The organism is Cytobacillus oceanisediminis, from assembly GCF_004366035.1.
Classification (GTDB): domain Bacteria; phylum Bacillota; class Bacilli; order Bacillales; family Cytobacillaceae; genus Cytobacillus; species Cytobacillus oceanisediminis_C.
Genome location: NZ_SOEE01000001.1, coordinates 505,340 through 517,622, shown reverse-complemented (window position 1 = coordinate 517,622; position 12,283 = coordinate 505,340). Strand labels below are relative to the sequence as shown.

The 12,283-nt window shown below is 40.2% G+C and carries 12 protein-coding genes and 1 other annotated feature; all 12 genes read left to right on the top strand.

All coding sequences use genetic code 11. The annotated features are described in order from the left end of the window. The first annotated feature begins 268 nt into the window (after positions 1-268). The 12 genes from DFO72_RS02740 to DFO72_RS02685 all read left to right on the top strand — a co-directional run bounded on the left by DFO72_RS02740 (position 269) and on the right by DFO72_RS02685 (position 12,283). Entirely contained in the window at positions 269-667 is a 399-nt protein-coding gene (locus DFO72_RS02740; RefSeq protein WP_113882866.1) for a cytidine deaminase, read from the top strand. Continuing rightward, positions 660-1,580, top strand: coding sequence for a GTPase Era (era, locus tag DFO72_RS02735; RefSeq protein ID WP_113882799.1), 921 nt, complete (start codon positions 660-662; stop codon positions 1,578-1,580). The genes DFO72_RS02740 and era overlap by 8 nt, the downstream gene beginning before the upstream one ends. Before the next feature lie 160 nt (positions 1,581-1,740). Next, the gene (locus DFO72_RS02730; protein ID WP_009332996.1) at positions 1,741-1,884 is read left to right on the top strand and encodes a YqzL family protein; all 144 of its coding nucleotides are present in this window, start codon (positions 1,741-1,743) and stop codon (positions 1,882-1,884) included. Between the two features lie 30 nt (positions 1,885-1,914). After that, positions 1,915-2,667 carry a DNA repair protein RecO gene (recO, locus tag DFO72_RS02725; protein WP_009332995.1) on the top strand — a complete coding sequence of 251 codons (753 nt, stop codon included), beginning with the start codon at positions 1,915-1,917 and terminating at the stop codon, positions 2,665-2,667. Positions 2,668-2,752: 85 nt separating this feature from the next. Further along, positions 2,753-2,938: a binding site (T-box leader), on the top strand. Positions 2,939-3,053: 115 nt separating this feature from the next. After that, the gene (gene glyQ, locus DFO72_RS02720) at positions 3,054-3,944 is read left to right on the top strand and encodes a glycine--tRNA ligase subunit alpha (protein ID WP_113882800.1); all 891 of its coding nucleotides are present in this window, start codon (positions 3,054-3,056) and stop codon (positions 3,942-3,944) included. Further along, positions 3,937-6,009 carry a glycine--tRNA ligase subunit beta gene (glyS, locus tag DFO72_RS02715; protein WP_113882801.1) on the top strand — a complete coding sequence of 691 codons (2,073 nt, stop codon included), beginning with the start codon at positions 3,937-3,939 and terminating at the stop codon, positions 6,007-6,009. Before glyQ ends, glyS begins: the two co-directional genes overlap by 8 nt. A gap of 256 nt (positions 6,010-6,265) precedes the next feature. Further along, the gene (locus DFO72_RS02710) at positions 6,266-6,901 is read left to right on the top strand and encodes a helix-turn-helix transcriptional regulator (RefSeq protein ID WP_113882802.1); all 636 of its coding nucleotides are present in this window, start codon (positions 6,266-6,268) and stop codon (positions 6,899-6,901) included. Positions 6,902-6,929: 28 nt separating this feature from the next. Then, positions 6,930-7,748, top strand: coding sequence for a pyruvate, water dikinase regulatory protein (locus tag DFO72_RS02705; RefSeq protein ID WP_113882803.1), 819 nt, complete (start codon positions 6,930-6,932; stop codon positions 7,746-7,748). A 400-nt stretch (positions 7,749-8,148) separates the two neighbouring features. Continuing rightward, positions 8,149-8,586 (top strand): YaiI/YqxD family protein, encoded by a 438-nt coding sequence (locus DFO72_RS02700; protein WP_113882804.1) that lies wholly within the window; start codon positions 8,149-8,151, stop codon positions 8,584-8,586. A 39-nt stretch (positions 8,587-8,625) separates the two neighbouring features. Further along, entirely contained in the window at positions 8,626-10,446 is a 1,821-nt protein-coding gene (gene dnaG, locus DFO72_RS02695) for a DNA primase (protein WP_113882805.1), read from the top strand. Between the two features lie 111 nt (positions 10,447-10,557). Continuing rightward, positions 10,558-11,682: an RNA polymerase sigma factor RpoD gene (gene rpoD / locus DFO72_RS02690; RefSeq protein WP_009332988.1), complete on the top strand. Its 1,125-nt coding sequence runs from the start codon at positions 10,558-10,560 to the stop codon at positions 11,680-11,682. Positions 11,683-11,755: 73 nt separating this feature from the next. Then, entirely contained in the window at positions 11,756-12,283 is a 528-nt protein-coding gene (locus tag DFO72_RS02685) for a hypothetical protein (RefSeq protein ID WP_113882806.1), read from the top strand.

Genomic DNA, 12,283 nt, shown 5'->3' with positions numbered 1-12,283 from the left:
ATGTTGTGGAATCTCATTTTATAACAATGGCCTGGTTCAAAATTAAATCAGCCTAGATATTTTTAGAAAATTCAATTTTTTTATTACGTTTTTGCTACAAACGATGAAAATCAAAGTAAAATGTTGTAAAATAAAAGAGAAGCGGCTGCTTCTTACCGAAGAAGCTATTGAGCGCATTGCTTAATTTCACAAGGCCCAGTAGAGGTCCAAACCTTGGGTTTTATTGGCTTGGGAAGCAACTCGCTTTACAGGAAGGGAAGAAATAATTGTGAACAGCGATCAACTAATAAAAGAAGCAATGATTGCAAGAGATAGAGCATATGTGCCATATTCAAAATTTAAAGTAGGAGCGGCACTATTAAGCAGTGAGGGGCAGGTCTTTCATGGCTGCAACATCGAAAATGCTGCATACAGCATGTGTAATTGTGCTGAAAGGACTGCGCTTTTTAAAGCGTATTCGGATGGCGTAAAAAGTTTTTCAGCTATAGCTGTAGTTGCTGACACAGCCCGTCCAGTTCCCCCATGCGGTGCATGCAGACAGGTAATAGCCGAATTATGTCCGCCTGAAATGAAAGTGGTTTTAACCAACTTAAAAGGGGATATTAAGGAATTAACAGTTGAAGAATTACTGCCAGGAGCATTTTCACCGGAGGATTTACATGAATAACACTACTACACCAAAAGGACACAAATCAGGGTTTATTTCCATAATCGGCAGACCGAATGTAGGAAAGTCAACGTTCTTAAATCGCGTAATCGGGCAGAAAATTGCTATTATGAGTGATAAACCGCAGACAACTCGCAATAAAGTTCAGGGTGTCCTGACTACCAATGACGCACAATATATTTTTATTGATACGCCAGGAATCCATAAGCCAAAGCATAAACTGGGAGACTTTATGATGAAAGTTGCCCAAAATACACTTAAAGAAGTGGATGTCATCCTGTTTATGGTAAATGCCCAGGAAGGCTTTGGACGCGGTGAAGAATTCATACTTGAGAAATTTCAATCAGTCCGTACACCGATTTTCCTTGTAATCAATAAGATTGACCAGGTACATCCTGATGAACTTCTTAAAATTATTGAGTCTTACAAGGAAAAGTACGAGTTCAGCGAAATTATCCCCATTTCTGCTTTAGAAGGCAATAATGTAGAGACGCTGTTAGGACAGATTAAAGAATATATTCCGGAAGGGCCGCAGTTTTATCCAGCTGATCAAGTAACGGACCACCCAGAGAGATTTATCGTTTCCGAACTGATCAGGGAAAAAGCGCTGCATTTAACAAGAGAAGAAATACCGCACTCGCTTGCTGTAACCATTGATAAAATGGAGCGCCGCGAAGATAAGGATGTCATTCATGTCATGGCTACAATCATTGTGGAGCGTGACTCCCAAAAGGGCATTGTGATTGGAAAGCAAGGGAAAATGCTCAAGGAAATCGGAAAAAGAGCAAGGGTGGATATTGAGAATCTTCTTGGATCAAAGGTTTTTCTGGAGCTATGGGTCAAAGTTCAAAAAGACTGGCGCAATAAAATGACTCAGCTCCGCGACTTTGGCTTCCGTGAAGATGAGTACTAAACCCAGCCCTAATTACATTATTATTCATTTCTGATTTATATGCATACAGGTGATTGACAATATTTTCGTCTCATGATTTTACAAAGACAGGCTATGATATAGATAAATGTATTGGGATAAAGAAATTGCTAGTTGAAATAACTGAAAGGTGGGGTTTTCGATGATGGATTTTACCTGGAGAGTGTTTTCCCAGACAGGAAATATTGACACATATCTTCTCTTCAAGGAGCTAGAAAAGGAAACTCAGGATATACCCGGCAGCAATGATGAAGAGCTAGCAGAAGCTGATTTTCCCATCTCATAGGTTTGTCGAAAGACAGGGATGGTGTCACGGTTGCTTGATAAATGTGAAGGCATCGTCATCAGGACAACTAATTATAGTGAAACAAATAAGATTGTTACTTTATATACCCGTGAATGGGGAAAAGTTGGTGTGATGGCACGAGGAGCGAAAAAGCCGAACAGCAGACTTGCTGCTGTCACCCAGCTTTTTACATACGGGAATTTCTTAGTTCAGCGTGGAAGCGGATTGGGTACCCTGCAGCAGGGGGACATGATTTCATCTATGCGGTCCATTAAAGAAGATATTTTTCTGACGGCATATGCAAGCTATATTGTCGATTTGACTGATAAAAGCATTGAGGATAAGAAGCCCAATCCATTCTTGTTCGAATTGCTGTATCAAACGCTAAATTTAATAAACGAAGGGTATGACCCGGAGATTCTCACAAACATTTATGAAATGAAAATGCTGAATGCCCTGGGTTTATATCCAGTACTTGATCAATGTTCTGTCTGCGGAAGCACTGACGGGCATTTTGCATTTTCTATCCGGGAAAACGGTCTGATTTGTCACCGCTGCCTTGATAAGGATCCCTATCATTATAAAGTGTCCCAGGCGACTATTAAGCTGCTTCGCCTGTTTTATTTTTTTGACTTGTCCCGGCTCGGCAATATCTCTGTCAAACCGGAAACCAAAGCTGAATTGAAAAAGATTATTTCTGCCTATTATGAAGAGTATTCAGGCTTAAACTTGAAGACAAAGAAGTTTCTGAATCAAATGGCTAAGTTTAATGATTTAATGTAATGCGTTCCTTTATAATCGAAGCGCATTGGCTTTTGTTATTATTGACAATTCAAATCCATTCCGCTATGATTCAAATTAATAAAATATAATTGCTGTGAAGGAGAAGAGTACTTAACCTTTTCTATTTAAAGCGAACCCGGGATAGTGGGAGCCGGGCATGGATGGTTAAGGAAGGGCGCTCCAGAGCAATATTGTCTATCGACAACTAAAGAGGCTGCGGTCAAAATCGCAGCAAATAGGGTGGAACCGCGGGTAAACTCTCGTCCCTATGCCATTGGGCATAGAGACGGGAGTTTTTTATGTTCACAGAAAAACGGAAGCACTGTGGGTAGACAGCTGTTAAGTTCATAAAGCTTTACTTTATACAAATAAGAAAGAGGTGTCCTATGAATATTCAAAACATGATATTAACACTTCAAAAACATTGGTCTGAACAGGGGTGTATCTTGATGCAGGCTTATGACACTGAAAAAGGGGCCGGAACAATGAGCCCGTACACTTTTTTAAGAGCGATTGGTCCAGAACCGTGGAATGTTGCTTATGTGGAGCCTTCACGCCGTCCGGCCGATGGACGTTATGGTGAGAATCCAAACCGGCTTTATCAGCATCATCAATTTCAGGTGATCATGAAGCCGTCGCCGGATAATATTCAGGAGCTGTATCTTGATTCATTAAAAGCATTGGGCATTGATCCGCTTGAACATGATATCCGGTTTGTAGAAGATAACTGGGAAAATCCTTCTCTTGGCTGTGCAGGCTTAGGATGGGAAGTTTGGCTTGATGGTATGGAAATAACGCAGTTCACATATTTCCAGCAGGTAGGCGGATTGGAATGTAAGCCTGTGTCGGTTGAGATTACATACGGAATTGAAAGGCTTGCATCCTACATTCAGGACAAGGAAAATGTCTTTGACCTTGAATGGACTGACGGGTTTACGGTTAGAGATATCTTCCTGCAGCCTGAGTTCGAGCATTCAAAATACACATTTGAAACATCAGATCAGGAAATGCTCTTCAATTTGTTCAATATTTATGAAAAAGAAGCACATCGGCAAATGGATGAGGGACTAGTACACCCGGCATATGACTACGTATTAAAATGCTCTCATACTTTTAATCTGCTTGATGCAAGGGGAGCGATTTCTGTAACAGAAAGAACCGGCTATATCGCCCGATGCCGAAATCTGGCCAGAAAAGTAGCCAAAACTTTTTATGAAGAGAGAGAAAAACTCGGCTTCCCAATTTTAAAGGATAAGGAGGAAGGATCTCATGAATAAGAAAGATCTTCTGCTGGAAATTGGACTTGAAGAAATGCCTGCCAGATTTGTCACTAATTCAATGAATCAGCTTTCAGATAAAGTGAAATCATGGCTTTTGGAAAAGAAAATATCTTTTGACGAGATCAGCGCTTTCTCTTCTCCCCGCCGTTTGGCTGTTCTTGTAACGGGAGTAGATACCGCCCAGGAGGACATAAATGAGGAAGCGAAAGGACCTGCAAAAAAAATTGCCTTAACCGATAATGGAGAATGGTCTAAAGCTGCTGTTGGATTCAGCCGGGGCCAGGGAGCTTCTGTTGAAGATATATTCTTTAAAGAAATTAATGGGGTTGAATATGCCCATGTCAGCAAATTTATTAAAGGTAAGGAAACAGCAGCACTGCTGCCGGAACTCCAGCAGATTGTCACCTCGCTATCATTCCCGAAAAATATGCGCTGGGCAAACCAGGAGCTGCGCTTTATCAGGCCGATCAAATGGCTTATGGCATTATTCGGAAATGAAGTCATTCCTTTTGCAATTACAAATGTTCATACTTCTAACCTTACAAGGGGCCACCGGTTTCTGGGCGAAGAGATTGTAATTAACAATCCTTCTGATTATGAGAAGGCCCTGCTGGCGCAATATGTGATAACTAATCCGCAGGAAAGAAAAAGTGCTATTCTATCACAATTGGAAAAAATTGAAGAAGAAAAAGACTGGGTGATCCCTGTAGATGAAGATTTATTGGAAGAAGTAAACAATCTGGTTGAGTATCCGACAGCATTATATGGCCAGTTTGAAGAAGAATACCTGGAGCTTCCGGAAGAGGTTTTAATTACATCCATGAAAGAGCATCAGCGTTATTTTCCGGTAAAGTCCAAAGAGGGCAGGCTGCTTCCTTACTTTGTAACTGTCCGAAATGGATCCCATGAACATTTGGAGAAAGTGGCTAAAGGAAATGAGAAAGTATTGCGGGCAAGACTTTCTGATGCAGCTTTCTTCTACAGGGAGGACCAGAAAACGGAAATCGCGGCATCACTGGAAAAACTTAAAAACATTGTTTATCATGAAGAAATTGGAACTCTTGCTGAAAAGGTGGACCGTGTTCGCCAGCTGGCAAGTAAATTGAGTGAAAATCTTCATTTCAGCGATGAGGCAAAGGCAGTGACAGACCGGGCTGCTGAAATCAGCAAGTTCGACCTTGTTTCACATATGGTTTATGAATTTCCAGAGCTGCAAGGCTTTATGGGGGAAAAATACGCTCTGCAAAAAGGTGAAAAAGAAGCTGTGGCGCGTGCAATCAATGAACATTATATGCCGCGCAATGCAGAGGACAAGACGCCTGCAAGTAATGCTGGTGCAGTGCTTTCCATTGCTGAAAAGCTCGACACAATTGTGTCTTCCTTTGCAATAGGGATTATCCCAAGCGGTTCCCAGGATCCATATGCCTTAAGAAGACAGGCAACGGGTGTTATCCAGACGCTGCTGGCAAAAAATTGGGATTTGAAACTCGAAGAATTGATTGCATTATCTTCTGAGACTGTTCTTAATTCGAAGATTGGAAAGAAATCAAAGAGTGAATTGATGCAGGAACTAGTTTCATTCTTTAAATTAAGAATCAAATATTTGCTGCAGGAGAAGACAGTTCGCTATGACTTAATTGAAGCCGTTTTAGGCAGTGAAATCGGTTCGGTGCCTTCACTTGTAAAAAGAGCTGAAGTATTGGAGTCCCATAAGGATGCTGCAGGCTTCAAGGAAAGTATTGAAGCTCTTAGCCGAGTTATCAACATTGCTTCTAAAGCAGAGGTCAAAGGGGATATAGACAGCAGCTTATTTGAAAATGATTACGAAAAATCTCTATTCAACAAATATTTATCAGTGAACGAGGAATTAAGAAAAGAGGTTGCAGAAGAAGCTGCCTTTAACCTGCTAATTAGCCTGAAACCAGAAATTGATCAATACTTCGAGCATACTATGGTTATGGATGAAAATCAGGAAATTCGCAGCAATAGGCTGCACCAGATGGCGAATTTGGCTGATGTGATTAAGAAATTTGCAAACATGAACGAAATTATTGTTAAATAACGAGCTTAAATTTTGCGTTTTTTTCTGGAATAGGATTAAATTTTAAGAGAGAGGACAGCAGCTTTGGCTGTCAGGAAAGAGCCTGTTATATTGCTGACGGGCTCTTTCATATTTTGGACATATTAGGCGAAGTAAAGAAAAACTATATAGGAAACACATCTTTTCATTTATGGCAAATAGTATATAATAATTATATAAAAGTATAACCTTATTATTGTGAGAAATGAGTATCATTAAAATACCCTGTTCAGATTAGGTGGTGAGGAAAATCGAATTAAATAAAAGGCAGGAAAAGATCATAGAAATCGTAAAAGAAAACGGGCCGATCACTGGTGAGAGTATAGCGGAACAGCTTAACTTAACCAGGGCAACACTTAGGCCGGACCTGGCTATATTAACGATGGCAGGCTATTTGGATGCCCGTCCGCGTGTAGGCTATTTTTATACAGGGAAAACCGGGGCACAGCTGTTGACAGAAAATCTTCAGAAGCTTTATGTAAGAGATTATCAATCCATTCCTGTAGTCGTTAATGAAAATGTATCGGTGTATGATGCAATTGTGACTATGTTTCTGGAAGATGTCGGCACGCTATTTGTAGTAGATCAGAATTCGCTGCTTGTAGGGGTTTTGTCAAGGAAGGATTTGCTTAGGGCAAGTATTGGCAAGCAGGAGCTTAATTCCATCCCTGTTAATATCATTATGACAAGAATGCCTAATATTACGATGTGTGAAAAAGATGATTTGCTCATAGAAGTTGCTAAAAAGCTGATTGAAAAGCAAATCGATGCCCTGCCTGTTGTAAAAAAGACGGAGAAAGGGTTCGAAGTAAACGGCAGAATTACCAAAACAAACCTGACAAAAGCATTCTTGGCCCTGGCCGGGGAAAAGTAGCAAAGTAAGAAGGAGATGGTGTTGAAGAATGGAAAAATTGCCGATTATCTACGTCGTTTCGGACTCTGTGGGAGAAACGGCCGAACTTGTAACAAAAGCTGCCACGAGCCAGTTTAATGGCAGTGATATATCTATTAAGCGCTTTCCATATGTTGAAGAAAAAGTACATATTGATGAAGTCATTTCGCTGGCAAAGCTGGATAATGGGATGATAGCCTATACAATGGTTAAGCCGGATATGAGGAAGTATATTAACCAGAGGTCTGCGGAAGAAGGGATATATGCTTTTGATATCGTTGGCCCTTTAATGGATCAAATCCAAAGAGCATGCGGCATTACACCCCTTTTTGAACCTGGACTGGTCAGAAAGCTTGATGAGGATTATTTTAAAAAGATTGAGGCTATCGAGTTCGCTGTAAAATATGATGATGGCCGAGACCCTCGTGGAATATTAAAAGCGGATATAGTGTTAATAGGCGTTTCAAGGACATCAAAAACACCTCTTTCTCAATATCTTGCACATAAGCGCCTTAAAGTGGCTAACGTTCCCCTTGTTCCTGAAGTCGATCCTCCAGAAGAGCTGTTTCTTGTCCCGCCGGATAAGTGCTTCGGCCTGAAAATCAGTCCTGAGAAATTAAACTTTATCCGAAGAGAACGTCTAATATCGCTAGGTTTAAGCGATAATGCCAGCTATGCTAATATTGAGAGAATTAAAGAAGAAATAGGTTACTTTGAAAAGATCGTATCCAAAATTAAATGCCCGGTTATAGATGTTACCAATAAGGCAGTAGAAGAGACAGCCAATATGATCTTAAATCAATACCGTAAAAACTTTCCAAAAAGCTAGCACATAAATTTTTTATGTGCCTTTTCTTTTTTATACTAGGCATTCATGCTGTTTAGCTTGCGGTAAAAGAGGGAGCGGGAGACCCGCTGTAACCCGGGAATAAACCTCCATTCCAAGTATGGCTTTTTTTCAGGGGAAAACCTGTAAATTAAATTATATTCATCCCAGATAAATTAATGGCAAAATAGAGATTAATGTACTATAATAAAAAATTGTGATAAAAATGTACCTGAATAGGTTTAGAGTTCATTGCGAAGGAATAAACTATTTATTGTGGCATGTCAAGCTTTCGACCAAGAAAAAATTCGACATATCTCACAATGCAAAAGTTATTCATGCAAAGAAGGATTATGCGGAGTGATGTAGAATTATTAGAACATCAGGCAAACCAAACATTATTGTGGATGCTGATTCCTGTCCCGTTAAAGAAGAAATTGTCGAAATAGCCAATTCCTTTACGATGGACGCAGTGTTTGTTGCTTCTTATGCCCATATGAAAAATGACCTGAATGGGGCTGTCTGGAAATTCGTTGACAGCAGTAAGGAAGCTGCTGATTTATTCATAATGAATTATGTGAAATCAGGAGATGTAGTTGTAACTCAAGATATTGGATTGGCATCAACTCTTTTGCTCAATGGTGTTTATGTCCTTTCTCCCAGGGGAATTTTATTTGAAGAAAATGAAATTCAGACCGCGCTTGAAGTGAGGCATCTTTCAGCGAAAGCGCGAAGAAGAGGAGTTTATGGGAAAGGACCAAAACCATACAGCAAAGAGGACAGATCCATGTTTGTGCAGCAATTGACAAAGATTTTGTCGAATCTTGAAGGAATTCAGTAACGTTTATCGAATACCTGAGTAAGTAATGGAGTTGTTCATATGGCAGAACGGATCGCCGAAGAGAAAGTAAATGAGATTCGGCAAGCTGTAGATATTGTTGATGTCATTGGCGACTATATTCAATTAAACAAGCAAGGACGCAACTATTTTGGGCTTTGTCCTTTTCATGGCGAAAATACTCCTTCCTTTTCTGTATCGCCCGAAAAGCAAATCTATCATTGCTTTGGATGCGGAGCGGGAGGCAATGCCTTTTCTTTCTTAATGGAATTAGAAGGATATTCCTTTCAGGAAGCAGCCTTGAAACTCGCTGAAAAAGGAAATGTCAAGCTTGAAATTGATGCGGCATCTGCAGCATCAGCAAAATCAATGCCTGTAGATTTACAGCAGATGATGGAAGCTCATGAGCTTCTACGTAAATTTTATCACCATCTGCTCGTAAACACAAAAGATGGTCAGCATGCACTTGAATATTTGCTTAATAGAGGCTTTACAATGGAATCGATTGAAAAATTTCAAATCGGCTATTCATTGAAGTCCTGGGATTTTGTCTTCAAGTTCCTGACTAAAAGAAAATTCCCGGCAGATGTTATGGAAAGAGCAGGACTGATCATCAAAAGGGAGAAAGATGGGAACTATTTTGACCGCTTCAGAGATAGAATCATGTTCCCGATTTTTGACCGCAGCGGAAATACGATTGCTTTTTCGGGAAGATCACTTGGGGACGATGAGCCCAAATACTTAAATAGCCCTGAAACTGCAATCTTCAATAAAAGCAAAACTTTATATAATTTTCATTTGGCAAGACCACAGATTAAAAAATTGCAGAGGGCCGTTCTTTTTGAAGGGTTTGCAGATGTAATCGCTGCTGATCGTGCGGGTGTCGGCAATGGCGTTGGTACGATGGGAACTGCTTTAACTGATGAACATGTTGCTTCTTTAAGAAGAAATGTTCAATCAATCACGATCTGCTATGATTCCGATAATGCGGGTATTGAAGCCGCATACCGGGCAGCAAACCTGCTAATGGAAGCAGGCTGCCAGATCAGAGTGGCGCTCATGCCTGACGGATATGATCCGGATGATTATATCAATGAGTTCGGCGAAGAAAAATTTCGTCATGATGTAATCGAATCCAGCATAACCTTTATGGCATTTAAGCTTCTTTATCTCCGCAGGGGCAAAAGGCTTCAAAATGAAGGAGATCGTCTCCTTTATATCGAAGAGGTATTAAAGGAAATCAGCCAGCTGGATAAAGCGGTTGAAAGAGATCATTATCTGCGCCAGCTTGCAAATGAATTCTCACTTTCTCTGGAAGCCTTGAAAGAGCAGCAAAAACAGGTCTATTATACGGAGAAGAAGCGAAGGAACACACATAAGGGGAAAGGTGCTTTCGAACCTCAAAAAAGGCTTCAAACACCAAAAAGGGCTGACAGTCTTAAACCCGCCTACCATACAGCGGAGAGAAGGCTAATCGCCCACATGCTCAGGAATAGTGACATAGCATTTAAAGTCCAGGATATGCTTCAGGGAAATACATTTAACATCGATGAACACCAGGCAATTATTACCTATCTTTTAGGTTTCTACGAAAAAGGCCATACGCCTGATCCCAGCGCATTTATAAATTTTATTAAAGATGAAAAGCTGAAACGTATTGTGGTGGATATAGAAATGATGTCCATAAACGATGAAATAAGCGAACAGGAATTATCAGATTATCTTAAACAGGTGTTGAATTATCAAAAGATGTTAAAAATAAAGGAAAAACTAAATGAAGAAAAAGAAGCAGAGCGACAAAAGGATTATGCTAAAGCGGCTTTAATCGCAATGGAGATCCTTCATTTGCGAAAGTCACTATAAGAAGGCTGTGTGCCTTAAATAAATGTTTTTGGGGATTAAGCTTCTCCTAGGAATAGTCCCATTTGCAAGATGTATTAAGAATGTGTTTGATTTTTGGAAGGAGGGGGACATATGGCTGAAAAGTCGGCCCGTTCAAAAGAGGTTGATACAGAGTTGACCCTTGAACAAGTGAAAGATCAATTAGTTGAAATAGGAAAAAAGACAGGTGTCCTTGCCTATGATGATATAGCAGAAAGATTGTCTCAATTTGAAGTTGATTCCCACCAGATGGATGAATTCTATGAATTCCTGGGAGATCAGGGTGTTGAATTAGTCGGAGACAATGAGAATGAGGATCCGAATGTTCAGGAGCTTGCAAAAAATGAAGAGGAATTTGACCTTAATGATTTAAGTGTCCCTCCAGGTGTGAAAATTAATGATCCTGTTCGTATGTACCTAAAAGAAATTGGACGTGTTGACTTACTCTCTGCAGAGGAAGAAATCGCACTTGCCAATCGAATTGAGGAAGGCGACGAAGAAGCAAAAAGACGACTCGCTGAAGCTAACCTCCGATTGGTTGTAAGTATTGCTAAAAGGTATGTGGGACGCGGAATGCTCTTCCTTGACCTTATTCAGGAAGGAAATATGGGACTGATAAAAGCGGTTGAAAAATTCGACTACCGCAAAGGATTTAAGTTTAGTACGTATGCAACATGGTGGATACGCCAGGCCATCACGAGAGCCATTGCTGACCAGGCCAGGACCATTCGTATTCCTGTCCATATGGTTGAAACCATCAATAAGCTGATCCGTGTCCAGCGTCAGCTTCTTCAGGATCTTGGCCGCGAACCAACACCGGAAGAAATTGCTGAAGATATGGATTTAACTCCAGACAAAGTAAGAGAAATTCTTAAGATTGCACAGGAACCTGTTTCATTAGAAACACCTATTGGTGAGGAGGATGACTCTCACTTAGGTGACTTTATTGAAGATCAGGATGCCACTTCTCCATCAGAGCATGCGGCATATGAACTCCTGAAAGAACAGCTTGAAGATGTTCTTGACACACTTACTGACCGGGAAGAAAATGTTCTTCGTCTTCGATTCGGACTGGATGACGGCCGAACCAGGACTTTAGAAGAAGTTGGCAAGGTATTTGGCGTTACCCGGGAGCGTATACGTCAAATTGAAGCCAAAGCCTTAAGAAAACTGCGTCATCCCAGCAGAAGCAAGCGTTTAAAAGACTTCTTAGAATAAAAAAGAATTGCCAGTGGATAGTTTACTTCTTAAAATAGAAGTAAACTATTTTTTTTGACTGGATGTGCTTTGGTTGGATGAAAACAGAAAAAAGGTCATTGTTAACGAACTTCTGTATTGGAAGAATAGCCGAATGCTCCCTGATCGATATTGTGACTACCTGCTGGCTCTTTATACGGAAGGAAGTCAGCCGAAGGAAATAAAAAAGCATAAAAGTGTAATGGGTTTTTTTCTTGCCAACCTTATTTTCTTGCTGCTTATTCCAATTTCTGCTTTATTAATTTATTTTACTGAATTGTCTATTATTTTGCAAACTGCCATTTTGATTCTTTTTATTTTCCCATGTATTTTCTTTGGTTTTTATTTTTCCAGAAAAGCAAAATCGATGCATATTCCCATCATATCAGCAGCTTTGAATTTATTGATGGGTACTGTTGGGCTTGTATCGGAAGTATATCCCGAAAACCAGAAAGCTCTCTATGCGGCCCTAGTAATTAATTGTGTTCTTTGGCTGTTTGCGGGTTTGAAGTTGAAGTTTCAATATTTTTGGATTTCCGGAGCAATAGGATGTGTATTAATAGTTATTTCTATATTCGTATAA

Excerpts from the sequence above, each read along its gene's own strand:
- glyS (WP_113882801.1), top strand. The coding sequence starts at position 3,937 with ATGAATAAGAAAGATCTTCTGCTGGAAATTGGACTTGAAGAAATGCCT.
- glyQ (WP_113882800.1), top strand. The coding sequence starts at position 3,054 with ATGAATATTCAAAACATGATATTAACACTTCAAAAACATTGGTCTGAA.
- DFO72_RS02730 (WP_009332996.1), top strand. The coding sequence starts at position 1,741 with ATGATGGATTTTACCTGGAGAGTGTTTTCCCAGACAGGAAATATTGAC.
- dnaG (WP_113882805.1), top strand. The coding sequence starts at position 8,626 with ATGGCAGAACGGATCGCCGAAGAGAAAGTAAATGAGATTCGGCAAGCT.
- era (WP_113882799.1), top strand. The coding sequence starts at position 660 with ATGAATAACACTACTACACCAAAAGGACACAAATCAGGGTTTATTTCC.
- DFO72_RS02705 (WP_113882803.1), top strand. The coding sequence starts at position 6,930 with ATGGAAAAATTGCCGATTATCTACGTCGTTTCGGACTCTGTGGGAGAA.
- rpoD (WP_009332988.1), top strand. The coding sequence starts at position 10,558 with ATGGCTGAAAAGTCGGCCCGTTCAAAAGAGGTTGATACAGAGTTGACC.